This window comes from Pseudomonas bohemica, assembly GCF_002934685.1.
Lineage (GTDB): Bacteria > Pseudomonadota > Gammaproteobacteria > Pseudomonadales > Pseudomonadaceae > Aquipseudomonas > Aquipseudomonas bohemica.
In genome coordinates this window covers 23632-45200 of the sequence record NZ_NKHL01000091.1, presented here as the reverse complement: position 1 = coordinate 45200, position 21569 = coordinate 23632, and the positions used below count along the sequence as shown (strand labels likewise).

General features: G+C 58.9%; 16 protein-coding genes. 7 read left to right on the top strand and 9 right to left on the bottom strand.

Features of this window, described 5'->3' with window-relative positions; all coding sequences use genetic code 11:
- Positions 1–348 precede the first annotated feature (348 nt).
- From lpdA to CE491_RS06815, 4 genes are all read left to right on the top strand, one after another.
- Complete coding sequence (gene lpdA / locus CE491_RS06830; RefSeq protein ID WP_110947592.1) at positions 349–1749, top strand: dihydrolipoyl dehydrogenase; 1401 nt, start codon at positions 349–351, stop codon at positions 1747–1749.
- 460 nt (positions 1750–2209) lie between these two features.
- Positions 2210–3829: a glucan biosynthesis protein D gene (locus CE491_RS06825; RefSeq protein WP_110947591.1), complete on the top strand. Its 1620-nt coding sequence runs from the start codon at positions 2210–2212 to the stop codon at positions 3827–3829.
- 498 nt (positions 3830–4327) lie between these two features.
- Entirely contained in the window at positions 4328–5632 is a 1305-nt protein-coding gene (locus CE491_RS06820; protein ID WP_234407534.1) for a hypothetical protein, read from the top strand.
- Between the two features lie 16 nt (positions 5633–5648).
- A complete protein-coding gene (locus CE491_RS06815) occupies positions 5649–6932 on the top strand; it encodes a glycoside hydrolase family protein (RefSeq protein ID WP_110947590.1) in 1284 nt (427 codons plus the stop codon).
- A gap of 81 nt (positions 6933–7013) precedes the next feature.
- On the opposite strand, the gene CE491_RS06810 is transcribed toward CE491_RS06815, so the two are convergent.
- The 9 genes from CE491_RS06810 to gcvA all read right to left on the bottom strand — a co-directional run bounded on the left by CE491_RS06810 (position 7014) and on the right by gcvA (position 17639).
- Complete coding sequence (locus tag CE491_RS06810) at positions 7014–8831, bottom strand: FAD/NAD(P)-binding protein (RefSeq protein WP_110947589.1); 1818 nt, start codon at positions 8829–8831, stop codon at positions 7014–7016.
- A complete protein-coding gene (gene sbnB, locus CE491_RS31195; RefSeq protein ID WP_110947588.1) occupies positions 8822–9829 on the bottom strand; it encodes a 2,3-diaminopropionate biosynthesis protein SbnB in 1008 nt (335 codons plus the stop codon). The genes CE491_RS06810 and sbnB overlap by 10 nt, the downstream gene beginning before the upstream one ends.
- A complete protein-coding gene (gene sbnA, locus CE491_RS31190) occupies positions 9822–10841 on the bottom strand; it encodes a 2,3-diaminopropionate biosynthesis protein SbnA (protein ID WP_110947587.1) in 1020 nt (339 codons plus the stop codon). The genes sbnB and sbnA overlap by 8 nt, the downstream gene beginning before the upstream one ends.
- The gene (locus CE491_RS06795; protein WP_110947586.1) at positions 10838–12196 is read right to left on the bottom strand and encodes a SidA/IucD/PvdA family monooxygenase; all 1359 of its coding nucleotides are present in this window, start codon (positions 12194–12196) and stop codon (positions 10838–10840) included. Before CE491_RS06795 ends, sbnA begins: the two co-directional genes overlap by 4 nt.
- A 51-nt stretch (positions 12197–12247) precedes the next feature.
- On the bottom strand, positions 12248–13207 hold the full coding sequence (locus CE491_RS06790; protein WP_110947585.1) for an ABC transporter substrate-binding protein: 960 nt from the start codon (positions 13205–13207) through the stop codon (positions 12248–12250).
- On the bottom strand, positions 13204–14328 hold the full coding sequence (locus CE491_RS06785; RefSeq protein ID WP_199885017.1) for an NAD(P)/FAD-dependent oxidoreductase: 1125 nt from the start codon (positions 14326–14328) through the stop codon (positions 13204–13206). Before CE491_RS06785 ends, CE491_RS06790 begins: the two co-directional genes overlap by 4 nt.
- Positions 14329–14341: 13 nt before the next feature.
- Positions 14342–15850 carry a methionine--tRNA ligase gene (locus CE491_RS06780; RefSeq protein ID WP_110947583.1) on the bottom strand — a complete coding sequence of 503 codons (1509 nt, stop codon included), beginning with the start codon at positions 15848–15850 and terminating at the stop codon, positions 14342–14344.
- Entirely contained in the window at positions 15850–16293 is a 444-nt protein-coding gene (locus tag CE491_RS06775) for a cupin domain-containing protein (protein WP_110947582.1), read from the bottom strand. The genes CE491_RS06780 and CE491_RS06775 overlap by 1 nt, the downstream gene beginning before the upstream one ends.
- Before the next feature lie 437 nt (positions 16294–16730).
- A complete protein-coding gene (gene gcvA / locus CE491_RS06770; RefSeq protein WP_110947581.1) occupies positions 16731–17639 on the bottom strand; it encodes a transcriptional regulator GcvA in 909 nt (302 codons plus the stop codon).
- Positions 17640–17796: 157 nt separating this feature from the next.
- On the opposite strand from gcvA, the gene CE491_RS06765 reads away from it, so the two are divergent.
- From CE491_RS06765 to CE491_RS06755, 3 genes are all read left to right on the top strand, one after another.
- The gene (locus tag CE491_RS06765; protein ID WP_110947580.1) at positions 17797–18720 is read left to right on the top strand and encodes a DMT family transporter; all 924 of its coding nucleotides are present in this window, start codon (positions 17797–17799) and stop codon (positions 18718–18720) included.
- Positions 18721–18913: 193 nt separating this feature from the next.
- Positions 18914–19846 carry a LysR substrate-binding domain-containing protein gene (locus CE491_RS06760; RefSeq protein ID WP_110947579.1) on the top strand — a complete coding sequence of 311 codons (933 nt, stop codon included), beginning with the start codon at positions 18914–18916 and terminating at the stop codon, positions 19844–19846.
- A gap of 168 nt (positions 19847–20014) precedes the next feature.
- Positions 20015–21517, top strand: coding sequence for a hypothetical protein (locus tag CE491_RS06755; RefSeq protein WP_110947578.1), 1503 nt, complete (start codon positions 20015–20017; stop codon positions 21515–21517).
- Positions 21518–21569 lie beyond the last annotated feature (52 nt).

Genomic DNA, 21569 nt, shown 5'->3' with positions numbered 1-21569 from the left:
TTCGATGACGGGGTGCGTGCAGTCCATGTGACGGCGCGCCGGGCTTATTTAAGTGGCGGTCGGCGGGCTCGTCGCTGCACTCGCTTTTAGCCCCTGGATCGTCGTGCTGATCCCGCTATGGATGCTGGTTCATGACTGTTTCAACAGCTTACATACAACCTGCCAACATCTTATCCACAGCCTGTTGTTATTCCTGAATGTGCGCCTTGAAAAGCCTGAGCTTGACCTTCATTCCCTCCTGACTTGATATTACGATCGTAATTTTTCTCGTCTTGGATCTTTCGGGACATTTGCGGAGGGAGGTCTACGCTTCCCTCCATTGTCGATTTTTTCTTCAGGAGTGCACTCATGCGTAACTATGACGTTGTGATCATCGGCGGCGGCCCAGGCGGCTATAACGCAGCCATTCATGCCGGGCAAAAGGGTCTGAAGGTCGCCTGCGTCGAAGGTCGGGAAACCCTGGGCGGCACGTGCCTGAACGTCGGCTGCATCCCCTCCAAATCCCTGCTGCATGCCTCCGAACTCTACGAAGCGGCGACGGGTGAGGAGTTCAAGAAGCTCGGCATTGAGGGCAGCCCGACGTTGAACCTGGCGCAGATGATGGCGCAGAAAGTCGAGAGCGTGACCGGGCTGACGAAGGGCATCGAGTTTCTGTTTCGCAAATACAAGGCCGAATGGATCAAGGGCTGGGGGCGTCTCGCAGGCCCCGGCAAGGTCATCGTCACGGACGCCGGCGGCGGGCAAACCGAACTGACCGCCAAGGACATCATCATCGCCACCGGCTCCGAGCCAACGCCTTTGCCGGGGGTGACCATCGACAACAAACGCATCCTCGATTCAACCGGCGCACTGTCGTTGAGTGAAGTGCCCAAGCATCTGGTGGTGATTGGTGCTGGCGTAATCGGTCTGGAGTTGGGCTCGGTGTGGCGTCGGCTGGGCGCCAAAGTTACCGTCGTTGAGTTTCTGGATCATGTGGCGCATGGCTCGGATCTGGAGACCGGTAAAACGCTGCATCGCTCGTTGTCGCGGCAGGGCATGAACTTCAAGCTCAGCTCCAAAGTGACCTCGGCCGTTGCCAGTGAAGCAGGCGTGAGCCTGACGATCGAACCGGCTGCGGGCGGTGACGCCGAGGTGATCGAAGCGGACTACGTGCTCGTCTCTATTGGCCGTCGGCCGGTGACGAAGGGTCTGGGTCTGGAAACCGTGGGCCTTGAGGTGGATAAGCGCGGCGTATTGGCCAACAAGGGCCATCGCACATCCGTGGACGGAATCTGGGTTATCGGTGACGTCACGTCAGGCCCGATGCTGGCGCACAAGGCTGAAGACGAAGCAGCGGTGTGCGTTGAGCGAATCGTCGGCAAGAAAGGCGAGCTGAATTACAACCTGATCCCGAACGTAATTTACACCTGGCCGGAGCTGGCCAGTGTCGGTAAGACCGAGGAGCAATTGAAGGAGGAAGGTCGCGCTTACAAGGTCGGAAAATTCCCGTTTAGCGCCAACAGCCGGGCCAAGGTCAATCACGAGACCGATGGCTTTGCCAAAGTGCTGGCCGATGAAAAAACCGACGAAATCCTCGGTGTGCATCTGGTAGGGCCGAGCGTGAGCGAGATGATTGCCGAGTACTGCGTGGCGATGGAATTTGCGGCGTCGGCCGAAGATATTGCCCTGACCTGCCACCCTCACCCGACCCGGTCCGAGGCGCTGCGGCAGGCTGCGATGGGTGCTGGGGGGCATACGACCCAGGCGTGAATACCAATGTGTGGCTGTCCCGTGATTGTAGAAGCTGGCTTGCTGGCGAATGCGGGGCGGCCGTCGCAGATGAGTTGCCCGATACTCCGCTTGCGCTGCCGTCGTAACCGCCGGCATCCGCCACAGGTTTGAGAGGAACCCGGCAGGCGTGCGCGCCGACAGGGACGCGTTGAAGCGCGAGCCGGCAAACGCCCCAACAACAATGGCCGTGCGGCAGTCTGTTGATCGGCTTCGCCGTACGCCTGGCGTTCATCCAGCAGGTGTCATCACACAAACGCCAACACTCGAAACGGCTGTACGGAAACGGTAAAAAGCAGCGCCCTGAAACGTTTTTTTCCCTTTTTTGCGAACAAGATGCCGAGATTGTTATCTGTTTGTTGGTAATTTGCGTTCGGCAAGGATTGGGAAAGCGCACATTTTCGTGCAGGAAGGCACAGCATTTCTTCAGAGGCTTCACCTTATGAATCGCAGGAATCTCCTGAAAGCTTCCATGGCGCTGGCAGCCTATAGTGCGCTGCCAGCCTCGGGTCTTTATGCAGCACGCGCCCTGGCGGCAGCAGCAGATGGCGACATCGAACACTTCGACTTCAAGACCTTGCAGGATATGGCCAAGCAGATGGCCGGCAAGGCCTACGTCAGCACCAAGCAGACGCTGCCACCGACCCTGGCGAACATGACGCCTCAGCAGTTCAATGCGATCAAATACGATGCCGGTCATTCCTTGTGGAACGACGTCAAAGGCCAGTTGGATGTGCATTTCTTCCACGTCGGCGCAGGCTTCAAGACCCCGGTGCGGATGTACAGCGTGGACCCGGCCACCCAAGAAGCGCGGGAAGTGCATTTTCGCCCGGAGCTGTTCAACTATGAAGCCAGCCGCATCGACCAGAGCCAACTCAAGGGCGATCTGGGTTTTGCCGGCTTCAAGCTGTTCAAGGCTCCGGAGATCGCGATCAACGACATTCTCTCGTTTCTCGGCGCCAGCTACTTCCGCGCGATCGACAGCAACAAGCAATACGGCCTTTCTGCACGCGGCCTGGCGATCGACACTTACGCCCATCGCCCCGAAGAATTCCCCGACTTCACCAAGTTCTGGTTCGAGAAACCGGCCAGGGACGCCACCCGCTTCGTGGTTTATGCGCTGCTGGATTCGCCGAGCGCCACCGGCGCCTATCGCTTCGACATCGACTGCCAGGCCGACCGAGTGGTAATGGACATCGACGCCAATATCAATGCCCGAGCCGACATCGAGCAGATGGGCATCGCGACCATGACCAGCATGTTCAGCTGCGGCACCCACGAACGCCGCATGTGCGACACCCTGCATCCGGAAATCCACGATTCCGATCGCCTGGCGATGTGGCGCGGCAATGGCGAGTGGATCTGTCGACCGCTGAACAACCCGGCCAAGATCCAGTTCAATGCCTTCGCCGACAAAGACCCCAAGGGTTTCGGTCTGGTGCAGACCGATCACGACTTCAAGACGTATCAGGACACGGTCGACTGGTATCACCGCCGACCGAGCCTGTGGGTCGAGCCGACCACGGCCTGGGGCGAAGGATCGATCGATCTGCTGGAACTGCCAACTACCGGCGAGACGCTGGATAACATCGTCGCGTTCTGGAATCCGAAGGTGCCGATCAAGGCCGGTATGTCGATGAATTTCGGTTACAAGCTGTACTGGAGCCCGTTGCCGCCGGTGAGTACGCCTCTGGCACGGGTTCACGCGACACGCTCGGGTATGGGCGGCTTCATCGAAGGCTGGGCGCCGGGCGAGCATTACCCGGAAGTCTGGGCGCGCCGCTTTGCCGTGGACTTCACCGGGGGCGGTATCGACCGTCTGCCGGAAGGATCAGGCATCGAGCCGGTGGTGACCGTTTCCAATGGCAAGGTGCAGGATTTCAACGTACTGGTGCTGCCCGACATCAAAGGCTTCCGGGTAACCTTCGACTGGTATCCGACCAGCGATTCGGTGGATCCGGTAGAGATGCGCATGTTCATCAAGACCGGCGACCGCACCCTGAGCGAAACCTGGCTGAACCAGTACTTCCCACCGGCGCCCGACAAGCGGCGGTATACCTGAATTAGAGGGCGATCTCTGTAACAGTCCGGTTTGTTTGCGTAGTGATTTCAAGAAAGTCGCCGCCAGCGAACGGGACTGCTACAAAGGCCCTATCTGCAGATGGAACGAGTGTTCTGTAACGAAACTGAGTCATAGGCCGCGCACTTTTCACCGCAGCTGCCTCCCGGATTACCAGCGTCAAATTTATACCGATCAATTAAATCAACGAGTTACGGTCTGTGATTTTCAGGCTGTGGCGTATATGTCCGAAAATTTGACTATTTGATTGACAGCCTCGCGATCTGGGGCTGATATATCCCCTGTCATACCGATCCGAGAGGGGCCCCGCTTGGCCATCCTCTGTGTATTGGCCACCCAATGCCCAGCAATTCTCCAGTTCCATCGACGGCGTTTGCTGATGTCGATGAGCGGTAGCTTGGGCTGGCAAACGACATTTGCTTATCTGCCGCTGTGTCTGCCGATCATTTTCAATTCCAGCGCTCCCGAGGGGCCGTTCCCATGATGTCGCCTACCCCCGCTTACGTTGAAAAGCCGTCGATCATGTCGTTCGACAAATCCACGGCCATCGTGCTGGTCGCGATCAGCCTGATTCTGGTCGAAACCTTCTCAGGCGCCCTGCGTTTCTATCTGGACAAAGCCGGAATTTCGGTGCTGCTGTACGCCCCGAAAGTCGCTTGTCTGCTGTTCTTCGCGCTGGAATTGCGCAGCTTCAAGGCCGGTCCCGGCGTTTGGCTCAGCTTCCTCGTGCTGCTGCTGTCATCTGCATGGGCCGTGCTCAATGGCGCCGGCGCCGGTAACTTCGCATTCGCGCTGTACGGCATCAGCCCTTTACTTTTCGGCCTGGCGTGCGGCGATCAGATCACTCGCCACAGAAAGCTGTTCATGTGGGTGATCGCGTTTGCCTTGATGGCCTCGTTGGGCGGTATCGTGCTCGACAAGTACACCAACCTTCCGTGGAAGGGGTACAGCTACAGCATCGGCGGCACCGAGCTGAGCGCCAACACCACCTGGGCTGCCGAAGACGCCGACCGGCCCGCCGGTTTTGCCCGGATCTCCAGTGCGCTGGCGATCATCATTTCGATTTTCAGCCTGTACCTGATGACCATGGTGCGCTCGAGAATGCTGGCGATCGCGATCTGTGGCGTTGGCTTGGCGGGCGTCGTGCTGACCACCAGCAAGGCACCCGTTCTGGCGTTTGCCGGCGCTGTCGCCCTGCTGATGATCACCCGCTTTCGCTGGACCACACGCGGGGCCATCGTTGCTGCCGTGCTGCTGGGGGTGGCGCTGCCGTTCATTGGCATGATGTACGACTTCGACCCCAACAAGATCTCGACGGGAAGCTCGCTGTCATCGATTTACGACCGCCTGATCAACACCTGGCCCAACGTGATCCGAGAACTCGTCAGCGAAGATCGCGCCTACACCGGTGCCGGATTCGGACTGGTGGGAAGCTCAGTGGCGGCGTTCCCTGTGGCCGGTGCCGATATCTTCATGATTTCCGACAGCACCGTGGTGTACCTGTGGGCCACGTTCGGCCTGGTCGGGCTGTTTCTGTACGCGCTGCACATCCCGCTGTTTTTCATTCTGGCCGACATCACTAGCCGCTATGGCCGCGCGATGCTGGCGACCGGGTTCTGCATTTGTATCGTCAGCTGGACCACCGACACCCTCGAAGTGACGCTGGCCAACCTTTTTCTTGGCATGGCAATCGGGCATGCGCTGGCGGCCAGGTCGCAGCTGAGGGCTGCGGCCCCAAAGCCGGTTGAAGCGACCTCATGGAACGGCCTGCCAGGGTTGAGCTGAGAAAGGACGGTCACGCATGAGCTTTTCGAGTATTGGCCGCAAAGGCCTGCTGTTGCTGTCCTGTCTCATCGTTGCCGACGTCGCGGTAGCTGAGCCTTTCATCGTGGGGGTTGCTACTCACTCGATGAACAACCTTGATCAGCCATTGCAGAAAAGTCTGGATCTGGCCAGCACGGCCGGAGTCACCTCGGTGCGTGACGACGCGTTTTGGTCCACCGCCGAGCCTGAGCCGAATCAGCTGCAGATCATCCCGCAATGGCGTGCCTGGCTGACCACGGCCAGTGCACTGAAGCAGGCGCCGATGGTCATTCTCGGTTACGGCACGTCCTTCAACGGCAACGCCAAGCCACGCAAACCGGAAGTGAAAATCCCCTACCTGAAATACGTCGACTACCTCACCCGCCAGCTGGGAAACCCGGTTAAGTATTACGAAGTGTGGAACGAGTGGGACATCGACGGCCCGACCGATGCGCGCCTGAGCAATGATTACGTGGCTGTGGTGAGAGACGCCGTCCCGATCATCCGCAGGAACAATCCACAGGCCAAGGTGCTTGCCGGTGCGGTGACCTCAGCAGGTATCAAGGGCGGTTTCGTCGACCGCATCCTGGCCGCTGGAGTGCTCAAGTACGCCGACGGCATCTCGCTGCATCCGTATGTGCATTGCGAGGGTCGCGACCACAACACCCCAGAAAGCTGGATCAACTGGATGCGCGATCTGGACAGCAGGTTCAGCAGGGGCGGCAAGCCGGTGCCGTTGTACCTGACCGAGATGAGCTGGCCGAGTCATGAAGGCGCCTGCGGCATCGATACCACGCGTCAGGCCGCGTATCTGGCTCGCGCTTACTTCCTCGCCCGGACTGTCCCCAATATCAAGGGCATGTGGTGGTACGACCTTATCAACGACGGCACCCAGCGCGATGATCAGGAACACAACTTCGGGCTGCTCAATGTGGACCTCACGCCGAAACCTGCCTACTCGGTACTCAAGGCGATCAGTCCGTACCTGCGGGATTTCGACTACGACCCTGGCGCCAGCCTTCAGGCCGACGGCATCTACAAGCTGGCATTCAGTGATGGTCACGAACGAATCATGGTGGCCTGGGCAGCGGGACGCCCAAGGGAAGATCAGCTCAGCAGTCAGGCAATGAACAACGCACCCTTGCGCGTGCTGGACACCCAGGCACCCGACAAGGGAATGGTGAACAGCGAGCAGCGCTGGGACTGCTCTGGCGACCGCTGTACTGCTCCGATCAGCCTGAGTGAATTTCCCAAAATCATTCGCTTGAGCCCTGGGGCTTGAGCATTTGCCCCTCGAAGAGCCCGCCTGATTCCGTCAGCGCGGGCTTTTTTCATGGTTTTTTCCGAGACGCCGCATAAAGAATCAGACAGTCACAGTCATCCCCAACATCTCTCGCGCAATTCGGTCGGCGTCGACGAATGCACGCGAATAGCTGCCCGACGACGGAACGTAATGGTTGTAGTAGGTGGCGCCTTCCACAATAGGACCGGTTATCCACAGATTCGGTTGGGCCCTGCCATGGCTGTCCACATGCACACCCTCTCCTCGCTCGCCCAGATTGTGGATAACTCCGCTTTCGCGCAATTGCTGGATGATTTTTGGTTGGGCCGAGGCTGTGCGACTGTCGCTGACATGTGCATATACCACGGCAGTGAGCGGTATCTCCCTGCCTTCCTCCGTGGTGATCGAGACCTCTCCTCGTTCAGCGTCGAGCATAACCTTTGAGCCATGAACCCAATGCAGAACCCCTGCATCCGCCAATGCCAGTAGCTCCTGATGACGCTCTTTCTGCGGACCGGCGACCATGCGATTGACCAGCGGCGCATAGACGTTGAAGAAGACTTCGTGCGATTTCGGCGTCAGGCCGCGGTTATCCACAACGCGCCTGAGTTGTTCACGACAGCTTCTCCATACCTCGACCGCTGCTTTGATCGGACTGTCATCAAGACCCACAGTGCTCTCGTTCAGATCGCCCTGAATAAAGCTCCGTACCCACATCGGATAATTATCCACAGGGGCTCGGAACTGCTGAGGGGTGAACACGCTCTCGTCCAGCAACGGCACGGAAAACCGTTCAGCGAGCGTCCGTGATTTCGGCTCTATTTCGCCTAACAGAAACGCCATCGCGATCTCCGATTTAACCCGCAGCGATGACTCGCCCTGCAGTTTCGCAATCATCCCGAAGTATTCCGCGACCATCTCAGCCTTGAGCAACGGCAGCACCTGAGTTTCGAAATCCAGGCCGTCCGGGTTTTGAACACGAAGATCGGCAACCGCCGTCAACGTGAAAATCAGCGGCGAACTGCCTGTGCGGTGCGGCACGATGTCGGGCCGGGTGCGGTAGGGCAATCCGCTTCGCGAATACATATACACCTGCGGTTCCTGGCCGGAAGGCTGATAGCGCAACCCTTCAGGCCCCTCGACGAAATGCCCCCCTCGACCCACTGTCAGGCCCGCAACCACATCCATTGCCGTCAGCCCCAGTCCTTCTACGCCGACATGATCTGTGGATGAAATCCCGTCCAACGCGTGGGGTTGTGGATAAGCGTTCATGCTGTTGGTCGCTCCAGCACGTTTGTCCACAGTCGGGGGCATATCGGCATGGCCAACAGTGATCAAAAGCCAATCGACATGATGCTGATCGTCCGCTGCAGACAACACGAATCCACCCAAATCCGTATGCTCAACGTTATCCACAGTGTTGGCGTGATGCGTGACTCTCACCTGCTCAGGCAACGCGCGAATAATCTCCTCATATGTCCAGGCCAGGTATTCGCCAAGCCACGACCTGGGCAGAAATTCGTTGGGGCGCACCAGCCGCTCAGCGGATTTGAAGCGCAGGCACCATTGGTAAAAGTCTGGTCCTTGGCGCCCGGTGTAACCGCCGAGCGCGACTTGATCAGGGAACATGGAGATCTGCGAGGCCACGGTGTTGAGCATCAGGTAAGACGGCTGCTCGACCGAGTGCAAACCAGGCCCCGGCCGACGGGGATCGAATACGCTGATCTCGACCCGCCGCTCGCTTTGGGCAGCCAGCGCACACAGCCGCTCCAGCACCGTCAGGCCGCGCGAGCCACAGCCCACGATGCCGATCCTGATGGCGGGTTGTTGCGCGGCTCTTTCCACACACGACGTTTCCAGTGAGGATTTGTCGAGGCGCAGCGCAGTGCTCAGTTCCATCTCAGGGTTTCTCCGAAGAAAGAATCGATGGCCACCGCGCGAGATTCAGCCAACGCGGTGTCGACGATAAACTTGCTCAATGCCAGATCCAGCACGCCCAGCCCGAAGGGCGAGAAAATCGAAGGCTTGGTCGGATCAAGTCGTACTTCCCCGCGAATCAGCCCGGCGAGAGTGCCATTCATGAACTCACGGTTGCCGCTGAATTGCTCGGCCAGATGCGGCGAGGTGTTGGCCTTCATGCAGTGCTCGACGTCGTCGCAGAGGTTGTTGGCCTGCAGCAACAATTGCGGAGCGATGTCGCGCAGCGAGATGTTGAGCACCACCTGACCGGCACGGAACATCATGGGCGGCTTCACGTAAGGCTCACCGGCGGTCGTGGCAAAGATCACCAGATCGGCCGCCAGCGCCTCCTCCAGCGAACCGGTGCGGGCTGTGCATAAATCGATCTGCTCGACATATCCCCTCAACGCGCTCGCCGAGGTGTGGTCGAAGTCATGCACGACGGCGTGGCCGATATCCCAGCCCTCTACCGCGAGCATGCGGGCGATGTTGCGAGCGATGACACCTGCGCCGATGAATCCCACAGAGCCTGCCTTATGTGACTGACCGTTGAGCCAATAAGCGCCTGACACTGCGGACGCGGCCGTTCTGACAGCGCTGATCTGCGCACCTTCCAGACACGCATAGGGGTATCCCGTTTCGCGGTCGTTGAGGATCACCACTGCCGACGCCCGAGGTTTTCGTTGCGCGACATTGCCGGGAAAGCTGGAGATCCACTTGATCCCGGCCACGGCATCCTCGCCTTCCAGCGACGCGGGAAGGGCGATGATGCGGTTGGCCGGCTGCTGTGGAAAACGTAGGAAGTAGCTGTCCGGATTGAGGGTTTTGCCGTCGTGATGTTGCAGATAGACCTGCTCGACACGCGCGACCATGCTGTGAGATTGGCTGTCGAGGATGTCGTTGATCACGGCCCCCGGGATGACATGGAATTCAGACATTAAGAGCTTCCCCTTCGAAGGTGTGAACATGCTCTTTGAGGTAGCGAGTGATGGGCTGCGACAACAGTGAGGTAAGCTCAGCGCGCCCGAATTTCTGCATCACCCATTCGTCGTTGTAGATGGTTTCCAGATAGCGCTCGCCGGCATCCGGGGAGATCGCCACCACCACCGCATCTTTGGGAATTCCCAGTGAAGGCGCGGCCAGACCGGCGACCACCGTGCCGGTCGATCCACCCGCCAGCACACCGTTGGACTTGGCCAGCCAGCGACACATGGCAACGGTCGCGCGCTCATCGACCACCTGCTGTTTGTGCAGGTGATTGGCGCGGAAGATCGGCGGCGTCTGGCTCGAACCCAGACCCGGAATGAAACGTTTGCCCGGCGCCTGGCCGAAGGTCACCGATCCGGCGCTGTCCACGGCGATGATTTTGGTGCGCGGCGAGTGCTTGCGGAAATACTGCACGCAACCCATCAGCGTGCCCGTGGTGCCAGCGCCCACCACCAGGTAATCCAGGGCAGGGAAGGCGATGTGAATCGAGCGGGCCGTGGTGTGCTCATGGGTGCGCGCGTTGGCCGGATTGCTGTACTGGTTGAGCCACAAGTAGCGCGGATCGCGGGCCACGGTGTCGCGGATATAGCGAATGCGGGTGCCCAGATAGCCGTCGTTGTCATCACGTTCGGTAACGATCACGATCTGCGCACCGAAGGCTTCCATCATCTTGATGTTATGCAGGTTGGTATTCGGATCGACCACGCAGCAGAACCTGTAGCCCCGCTCGGCGCAGATCATCGCCAAGGCGACACCGAGGTTGCCCGAGGACGATTCGATCAACACCGTATCCCTGTGGATAAGTCGGCGTTCGGCGTAGGAGTCGATCAAGCCGATCGCGGTTTTCATCTTGATCGAACCGGCCGGGTTGCACGACTCGAGCTTCAGGTGAAGGTTCTCGAACCCCAGGCCTTTGAGCCGGACGAAATTCGAATCGCCAACGATATGAGAGATGAAGTTCATGGTCGTGCCTCGGCGCGTGCAGGCATGGCTCTCTTGGGGTGAGCCACGACTGGTGCCAGTTGGCGGGGTTGCGTGGCCAACAACGCATCGGTCAGTTGCTGGGCGCGCAACGCGACCATGGAGAACGACTGCGCGTCGCTGATGCCATGGGTCTTTTCCGAGGTGCCGTTGGCGAGAATCTGCAGACCGTCGCTGTTCTGCAGCCCAACATGGTAATGCCGATCCACTGCCAGGCTGCCGTCTTCATCGCGCAACAACCAGGGCTGCAACAACGTCAGTAATGGGGGCACTGCGAGCTGTTCGTAACCGGTGCCCAGGACGATGCCGTCGACATAAAGCGTGGTCTCAAGCCCGGTGTTGCTATCGCGCATCAGCACTGAATAGGCATCGCCGACTTTTTCCACAGAGATGACATTGGACCACGTGTGCAGATTCAGGCGCTGGTGCCCGCTGACCTCGCCTTCGTACATGAAGGAGTACAAAGCCTGACTTTCGTCGGCGTCGATGCCTGCGTAGTTGGTCGAGCGGATTTCGTCGAACACCTTGCTGCGACGGGCTGGCTCCAGCTGATGGAAGTAGTCGACCTGCTCCGGCAAGAACGCCATGTTCGGAAACTGCCCCAACTGGCCGACCCGAAAACCGACACCCCGATGCACCGAATGCACCTGAGTGGTGGGCGCAGCACCGAGCAGATGCGCCACCGCTTCGCCGGCGCTTTGTCCAGAGCCCAGCACCAGCCAACGCTGAGCGATAGGCCCGCCTCCCAGGTGGATGTTTTTAAGGTACTGCGAGGTGTGGAACACGCGACCGCCCAGATGCGGACTGAACGCCTCGGGGATTTTTGGCAGGCTGCCGTGGGAAAGCACCAGGCGTTGGGTGCGATAAGTCCCTTGAGCGGTGACTACATCCACAGCGCGCAGGACGCCCTTTTCCGCGACGGGCAGTACGTCGAGCACGCCTTCGTCGTAGGAAACGTAATCCTTGAGCTGAGCTGCAACCCAACTGATGTAGTCGGACCATTCCACGCGGCTTGCGGGACGACCCAGCAAGCCAAATTTGTACAGGCGCCCTTTCTCCTTCAGGTACATGGCGAACGTGAAACGACTGCGCGGATTACGCGGCGTCACCAGGTCACGAAACACGTGATGGTTGATGTCGGTTCCGGCCAGCAGAAATGCGCCGTGCCAGGTCGAATCACGCCCCTTCTCGAAAAAACGGACGCGCTGAAACGGCTTCTTGCCGTTGTCTTCCGCTTCGTCTTCCAGCGCACAGGCCAGTGCGATACCGGCGGGACCGAAGCCGACCGACACGACGTCCAGCTCCTGACGCAAACCCTCGATTTCAAACTGATTCATGGTGGTTCTTCCTGAAAGGTTCAAAGACTTGGCGAGCCTTGGCGGCCCGATTCAACACAGCAGCCGTCTTTCATGGACGCGCTTGTCGGCGTAGACCCAAAGCGAAACCCGGGCGTGATCGTTTTCCCCATTGCTGAAACTGATGGGGCCTGCAGGTGTGGAAAACTCATCGAAGCGCAACGCATCGAGCAATCTGCGATGCTGGCGCGCGGCGAGGTCCACTAGAGAAAAAGCGGCCAGCGTCTCGATGGCGTAGACCGGTGCCGGTTCGCCGTAAATGCGCTGATACGCGAGGTCCACCGGGTGGGCTTCTGGCAGGTCGCTGGCGACAGGAAAACTCACCACGTAAACAGTCCCTGTTTGGTTCAAGCCACCAACCAGCGCTGGAGACGCCGCGTCATCGGTGAAAAACAGCGGTAATCCACAGCCGCAGGCGCGATTTTCCACAAGGAACTGCCGACTGGCTTTCAGGCGTCCGCAGAACACCAGCGCATCGGCTTGCGCCGGCTCAGTCACGATTTGTACTGTGGATAAGTTGGCAGAGGCGCTGACCGCGTTTTTCAACTCCTGCAGTTGTCGCTGTCCGTGCAGGCTAGGGTCGGCAAACAATGCCAGTTTGAGCAGGCCTTCGCCTGCGGCGAACGCCAGCAATCGCTTGGCCAACACTCGATCTGACGCGCAAACCCTGAAGGTCGTGCTGCCATCCTCGGTCAGCGCCGCACAGGTTGAGGCGGGAAGAATCAGCGCAATACCTGCCTGTGCATAAGTTTCTACTACCGCAGCAGCGGATTCGGAAGCGAAATGACCGATCACCGCATCGACACTCGCCTCGATGAAATGCTTGGCGGCCGCACGTCCACCTTCGGCACTGGCGCCATCATCGAAGTACAAATGCTGCGCACGCCGGACGTTGCTGAACAGGTGGCTCGAAAGATAAACGCCGCGCAGGAAGCTTCGGGCGTGCAAGGTGGTGCCGACGTCCAGTGCTGCGCAGATACCCAGGCGCATCATGACAAGGCTACCTCGGTAAAGCGTGAGGGGTTGAAGGCTTTCATGATGGAACGATGGTCGCCATCCATCTGTACTCCGGTCATCAACCCGCCCAACTCGAATGCCAGTAATTCCGCAACACTCGGTGCCATTTTGAAGCCAATCCCGCAAAAGCCTGTGGCCAGATAGATATGACTGCTGGCATTGGAGCGGCCGATCAGCGGACGACCGTCGTCGGTGTAGGCATCCCACGCCACCTGAGTCACGACCGCGAGGCTGCGTTGCGCGTCGAAGCCGAGTCTGGCCACGCGCTCCACCACATCGTGCTCGTTGTCCATCACCGACAGATTGAGATCAGAGGCATGATCGGCGCGGTGCCGGCGCTGTCCGCCCACCTGCATCAGATTGCGTCCCAGCGGCAGCAGGTAGGTATTCAGATGATGAGCAATGATCGGCATACTCGGCGCGTCATCGCAGCTCATCCGGGTGAACGGGATGGTGCGCGCATGTACAGCGCCGTAGGGCCGGGGCAGCGGGCCGTCAGCGCCACAGGCATCGACCACCCAGGTCGCTTCCAGACACAGCTTGCCCGCGTGCACCTCAACGTAGCCTTCGCGTTCGACACAACGATCGACCGCCAGATGATCGAGAAAGGTCGCCTTTTCGCTGACGTATCGGCACAGGTTGGAAACGCAGGCGCGCGCATCGACCGTTCCGCCGTTGCGCTCGATCAGCAGGCATTCCTCCTTGCAGAACGCTGTGAAACGACCATTATCCAGGGCACTCACCGAGGCATGCAGTTCGACGTTCTGCGTACCCTCGCTGCCCACGGCATCCAGATAGCGACCGCACACTTCGGAGCTGGCGATGTAGGCGACACCGGTTCGCTTGAGCGTCTGTTCGAATAACGCATGCACGATGCCGGTCCTGCCGTGGTGCGCGCCGCGACAGGTCAACGGGCGCAGCGCCGGGTCCAGTTCCAGCGCCCGGACGATGCCCCCGGTATCGCGGGTCGCTCCCTGACCGCCGCCAATGCCCTTCTCCATAAGGGCCACATCCAGACCGCTTTCTACCAGCGCGGCGGCAATCGAAGCGCCTATCACACCGGCGCCGATCACGATCACATCGAATGACGTTTTCATCAGCGTCTCCTGATCAGATCTCGTATTCAACCGCGCTGACATACACGAGCTGGTGGAACACCTCGTTCTCGGTGAAACGGCAGTAACGCAGGATCTGCCTGGCCAGCTCCGGGAACACGGGCGCACCAATCGCCCCGATCAACGCCATGTACGGCAGAATTCGTTTGCCGAGCAGTTGGCGATCACGGGCAGCGTTGATCATGTCGGAAAGCAGCACCGCGAGACCTTTCATGGTGAAATGATCCACCGAGGTCACTTCGAACCAGCGGGCGACCAGGATCTTGATCGCCGCCGCATCTGCCGAGTTGACTTTGAGGCTGTCGCCCTCGACCCGCTCGCGCTCGGCTTGTGCCGCCAGCTTGACCAGCACTTCGCTGAAGGTTTCCCTGCGCCAGGCGGCGAATTTCTCGACGTCGAAGTCGTCGGTGTCCTGCTCGGGAGCAATCAGCGCCAGGTAGAACCGCGCGCTGTCGGTGCAAGCATCGGCCACCAGATCCCGGGCCCAGATCGCGTAATTGCGGCTGGTGGACAGGTTCTTGCCGTTCAACGTCAGGAATTGGTTGGTGTAGAAGCTTTGGCGCATGCGATAGCCGTGCATGGTCTGCAGCAGCGCCGGGTAAACCATCATGTGGCTGAAGGCGCAGTCATATCCGAGGAAATGCACGAGCCGGCCCTTGCCCGAACGGCAGTATTCGTCGTACTCCCACGGCGCGTGTTTGTATTCGTTGAGGTACTCGCGAAAGGCGCTCAGATAGCCCGAAAGGCCCATCACCCAAGTGTGAATGCGCCGACTGCCGTCGGGCTTGAGATCCAGACCTCCGTCATGGGGGCGGGTGATGCCGCAGTCCACCGGGCCGATCTCGAATTCTTCGCTGAGGAACCTGCGAATGAACGGCCGAAGCGGCGCGTGCTCGAAGGTGCTCTGCAGGTGATTGCGAAAGTTGGAGAGAGCCAGGAATTCGCGCTCTACCGGCCGCCAGATCATCTGCGACGAGCACAGCTTGCAGCGGAAGTTACTCATCTTCGAGGCGTTGGGGGTGTGGGCGCATTCTTCGCACTGGCTGGCGTCGGAGTCCGCACCGCAGTGATCGCAATTACCCCGCCCGAACGCTTCATAGCCCCATTTATCGCAGGCTTCGCAGTAGGGTTCCTGGCTGACTTTCTTGTAAATGGCGCCCGCCTTCACGGCGTATTCGTAAGTTTCTTCAACAGCCTTCTTGAAGTAGCTGTTGCGATAAGGACGCATCCAGAAATCGACTTCGATGCCCATCTTTTTCAGGGTGTCGTTGATCTTGTCCGTATTCTCCAGCGCCAGTTCCTGCGGCGCGCGGTCCAGCTCGATCCCGCGGCGCAGCATGTACGACTGATAGTCATCCGAATACGACACCAGCGTGCAGTCATGGCCGCGCTGGCGTTGCGCTCGGGTGTAGATGTCAGCGGCCAGGAAAGGGCCGGCCATGTGCCCGATATGCAGATCGCCGTTCGGCGTCGGGGGCGTGATGGTGACCAGGAGCTTGCCCATTACGAAGCCCTCTGGTCGGACACGTCATGAATCGTGGCTTTTTGCAGGGCAAATTCATTCAGTGCCACGGCTTGCCGGGCATCTTCATCGAGGAAACGATTGGCCGAATCGCGATCCCACCAGACCACATAAAAATGGAAGTCTTCGTCGGTGTCGTTCAGCACGTAATGATCGGTGTGTTTCGGAATGGCGGCGATGTCGCCCATGGCGAAGGCGTAAGTCTGATCGCCCACCACCAGTTTGGCGGTGCCTTTAATGCCGATGAAAAACTCTTGGTCGATCTGCGTATGGGAGAGCGATTTGGTGCCAGGGAGCACCACGCACCAACCGCCGCCAATGGGCGTTGGATAACCCTCCCAGGGCAGAAGCCTGGACCCGTCCAGATCGTACTCATGAACCAGTTTGTCCCACGCCATGGGGCGAAAAATTTGAAAGTCTGTCATGAAGTTCTCCTTCAGCCCGGAGCATCCCTGCCCGTTGTATTACCCACGCCCGCCATTGCCTGACGACGCCGTTGAGTTGAGGGATAAGCTGAAGAAAATCGGGATAGGGAGCAAACAAGAAATACGCAATTCCCGGTTAAGTCTGACTTAACTCAAGTTTACTTAATCATCAGTTTATCAGGTAGTTAAGTGTTTTTTTGGCGGAGTTTATATGTTCAATGAACACTGAAGCAGGGCTTAACTGTCGGGATAAACATTGATTCAAAACATACAGAGCACATGGACGGGACACCACATATCGATTCCCTTTTGGTTTTGCCGGGAGCAGTAGGAGCAACCGGGGTGGCGCTCCAGCTTGCCCCACTCTCCGGGCAGAAGCCGATTGCCTTCAGATTCACCCGTTGCAAGGGCAGAGCCAGAGGGTTTGTCATCAAGACTCAACGCGTGGTGAATTCCCGCTGGCTGGCGATCGCTTGGGACACCAGCCAGTCCCGGAATTGGCGGCTGGATTTGGGCAGGATGGCTGTTTCGTCGTACACCAGGTAATAGGCAATCGGCGTGTCGATGGTGGCGCGGAACGGCACGACCAAGCGCCCCGACGCGAGTTCTTCACGGATCAACGAACGCCGCACCAGCGCGATACCCATGCCTGCCAGCGCAGCCTCGATCACACCGTTGGAGTCCACGAAAACCGAACCTCGGTGCACCGCAGCCTCGACGTCTTCGATACCCACGGCCCTGAGCCATAAAGCCCAATCTTCGCGGTGTTCGTCATGTAGCAAGGTGTAGTTCTTCAGGTCGATAGGCGAAGAAAGGTAACGCGAATCCGGCAGCAGACTCGGCGCACAAACCGGCTGCAGACGGTCATTGATGAGCATCTCGACTTCAAGCCCGGGATAGCGACCCAGCCCGTGACGGACGGCGAAATCCACACCATCGCCCAACAGGTCCACCAGCCGGTTGGTGGTGCTGATCAGCACTTCGATACCGGGGCAGATCGCCTGAAAATCGGGCAGCCGCGGTAGCAACCATTGCATCGCAAAGCCGCTGGTACAGCTGACAGTGATGGTGTTGGGGCCGTTGTCGCTCATCAGACGCTGGGTCGCGTCGGAGATCTGACCCAGCGCCGGGCGGATGGCGCGCAGGTAAATCTTGCCCTCGGGGGTCAGCTCCAGACGCTTGGTGTTGCGAATGAACAGGGTGACGCCAACGGCCTTTTCCAGCTTGGCGATCTGTTGGCTGATTGCCGCCGGTGTGACGAAAAGCTCGCCCGCCGCGCTTTTCATGCTGGCGTGACGCCCCGTCGCTTCGAAACACAACAAGGCGTACAGAGGCGGGAATTTCATGCCGGTCCTCAGTTAAGAAAAACTAATGCGCTTAAGAAAAGCTCGCTTGAGCAGGGCTTTGGACACTGCTCAAATCATCACACCGCGGCTCGACGAGCGTCAATCTACATGTTTCGAGCCGATTTGTTGAAAGCATTGGATTTGGGATGGAAGTGCCATGCGACTATCTGACTATGTTCGACTACTTCTGCTCGCAGCGATCTGGGGCGCAAGCTTTCTGTTTATGCGCGTGGCCGCCCCGGTATTAGGTGCATTGCCCACAGCGTTCTTCCGCGTATTACTGGGGGCCGTGGGTTTGCTGGTAATCCTGGCGATCCTTAAAACACGCCACGACTTTCAGGGCAAACTTAAAGCCACGATGGTTTTAGGCGTTATCAACTCCGGCATACCCTTTCTGATGTACAGCATTGCGGCCTTGTTATTACCCTCCGGTTACTCCGCCATTCTCAATGCCACGACGCCGTTGATGGGTGTCTTGATTGGCTCGATGTTCTTTAACGATTCGCTAACCCCGAAAAAAGCCGCAGGCGTATTAATCGGCTTACTGGGGATAACATTGCTCACCACCACCGGCCCGGTCACCTTCACCAGTACGGTAGTAATGGGCGCGCTGGCCTGCCTGGTTGCTACCAGTTGCTACGGCGCGGCAGGCTTTCTCACTCGTCAGTGGATCGCCGACAAGGGGGGGCTCGATGCCAAGCTCGTCGCGTTCGGCAGCCAGATTGGCGCCACGCTGTTTCTTGCGCCGTTCTTCGGGATCTCAGCAGCGGTAAACCCGCCTGCGACATGGGGCGATTCCACTGTCTGGCTGTCGCTGGCGGCGGTTGGTTTCGTCTGCACCGCGTGCGCGTACATCCTGTATTTCCGCCTGATCGCTGACATCGGCCCGGTTCGCTCGTTGACGGTAACGTTCCTGATCCCGCCATTCGGCGTGCTCTGGGGCGTGATGTTCCTGGATGAACACCTGTCGGCTGGCCATTTGTATGGCGGCGGCCTGATCTGTCTGGCGGTGTGGTTCGTGCTCAGCAAGAGCAAGCCCAAACCCGCACCGCAAACGCAGGACTCTCCTGCGATAACCTGACTCGAACGCTTATCCACAGCTAAATCATGAAGCGATTGTCTGGCTAGACCGAGGCCCGGCTGCGCCTGGCATTTGCCAAAAGGGATCGCGGCCGTGGGATAAAACAGGCTTTTGGAAGCGCCGATATGGCGACACCAACAGACGCATTCACTCTTCGGCCCACTGGCCGTGGCATCTGGGCGGAGTATGCACGATGAGCAGAGCAATCCCGTTGATTGCCCTTCGCACCTTCGTCGAGGTGTGCAAGGTCGGCAGTATGAAGCGCGCCGCAGATCACCTGTGTGTGTCTCCCGCGGCGATCAGCCAGCAGATCAAGGGGTTGGAAGATCAGATCGGCAAGCGCCTGTTCGAACGTGACGCAAAGGGTATTCAACTGACTGCCAGCGGCCGGAGCCTGTTCGACGAGCTGTCCGACACCTTCGACGTCATCGAAAAAGCCTGGTCCGGCGCGGCCCTAAAGCAGCCCCGGCAGACACGGCTGGTGATCAGCACGACTTCCACTATTGCCAGTTCCTGGCTGATTCCCGCGTTGGGTGACTTCAAGGAGCGCTGCCCAAACATCGAGATCTCGATCCAGATCTGCAACGGCCTTTCCGACCTCAAACATGGACATGTGGATATCTCGATCCAACGCGAGATGGCGACCAGCCCTGACAATCACGCGACCCGCCTGTGGTCTTCCTATCTGATCCCGGTGTGTAGCCCGAACCTGCTGGCCAAGCAGCACAGCATCGAGAGCCCACAGGACTGTTTGACTTATCCACTGCTGCAAGACACCGAGCGCAATTACTGGAAGGTGTGGATGAATGCATTCGGCATGGGCAATCGCAAGATGATCCAAGGTTCGAGCTACGGCGATGAGTCCTTGTTGATAAGTGCTGCCTGCGCGGGTCAGGGCATTGCGCTGGTCAACAATGTCTTTGCCTCCGAAGCGCTGCGGTCCAAGCGTCTGGTGCAAGTGACCAACAGCACCTGTGAGCTGAAATTCGACTACTTCGTGTACTGCGCCAAGGAGCGGCGCGAAGAATGGGCGATCGTCGAATTCATGAAATGGGTGGTGCAGCAGGCGGGCAAGACTGCCAAAGGGCATCTGCGGGAAATGGATTCCGTGCACAAAGTCGCCTAAGCCTGATATGGCAGCGCGATAGAGCCGCGAAAGAGCGACTTGCGCTGCTGGTTTTATGGCGCCGCATCGCCAGCGTCTGCGAGGTTGGGTATCAACAATTGCGATGACCGTTAGTCCAGGCCTGTGCTTATAGTGCGTGCATCATGGACGCATTCGAGTGCCATCGCTATGGATACCGCTACCCTCGCCTCGATACCGGCAACAACGTGGCTTTCGGACCGACGCATCACCTGCGTGCTGTTTCTGGCCCCCCTCCTGGTATTGATGCTGTCAGTCGTTGCGCTCAATGGCGGCGAGTTTTTCTACACCCTCGACGATCCCTACATTCATCTGACGTTGGCGCGGCAGATATTCAACGGTCATTACGGCATCAACCCCACAGAGTTCTCGGCGCCCTCGTCGAGCATCATCTGGCCGTTGATCCTGGCGCCCTTCGGCTTCCTCGGCGCGGCGATGTACAAAGTGCCGTTGGTCCTGAATCTGATCTTCTCCTTCCTCACCTTCCGCCTGCTGTTACAGATACTGCAGAGCGTCAGCGCGTGGCCGAAACTCTTCATCCTCGGCGGCTGGCTGCTGGCGACCAATTTCTATGGCCTGATCTTCAATGGCATGGAGCATTGCTTGCAGGTGTTCCTCGCCATCGCCATTGCCCAGGCTGTGCTGGACAAGGAATTCCGCAGCCTGCCCGTGAAGCCGCTGGTGTATGGGGCGATCATCTTGCTGCCTCTGGTGCGTTATGAGGGGTTGGCGATCTCGATGCCGGTGCTGCTCTACCTCCTGATGAAAGGCGAAGGGGTCCGAACAGTGGTCTGCGGCGCGGTGATCGTTGCGCTGATCGCCGGGTTCTCACTGTTTCTGGACCACATCGGCATGGGCTGGCTACCGTCGTCGGTGATCGCCAAATCCGACACTTCCGGCGTCAAATCCATCGTGCTCAATGCCATCAACCAGTTCGAGAAATACGGCTGGGTGATCGTGCTGATGCTGGTGATGTGTGCGTTTTTTATCCAGCGCCGGGCGCTCGTGGTCCTGCTCATCAGCGTGACGGCCTTGCACGTACTGCTGGGCAAATACGGCTGGTACGGACGCTACGAGATCTACTGGCTGAGCTTCCTGGGAGTGTTCTTCATTCACTGGGCGCTGACCAGCCTCAAGCCGCGCTCGGTCGCCTTGATATTCGGTTTGCTGCCGCTGGCATTCGCGCCACTGGTCTACACCACCTTCAGCACGCCGCTTGCCGCACGGGCGATCCATAATCAACAGTACGCGATGGCGATGATCGCCAAAGAATTGGACCAGCCCGTGGCCGTCAACGATCTGGGGCTGGTGGCGCTGCACAGTCACCACTACGTGCTTGACCTCTGGGGTCTGGGCAGCCTGGAAGCCCTGAAACTACGCAAGTCCGAGACCGGCCCTGAATGGATTCAGACCCTGATGGACAAGAAGGATGTGCACTACGCTTTCGTCTATGACGACTGGTTTTCCCAGCATCCCGCGAACTGGACCAAGGTCGCCGACCTGCAATTGACCGTGCCGAAGATCGCCGCAGCCTTCGACACCGTGGCTTTCTATGCCACCGACGCTGCATCGGCGCAGAAACTACGCACAACCATGAAGGCCTATCAGGCGGCGCACCCGGAGGCGAAGTTCAGCGTGGCATATCAGGAGTGATTTGCTCGTCTGACCTGTACGCTCCGGCGTCAGTGCGATGCACGTGATCGGT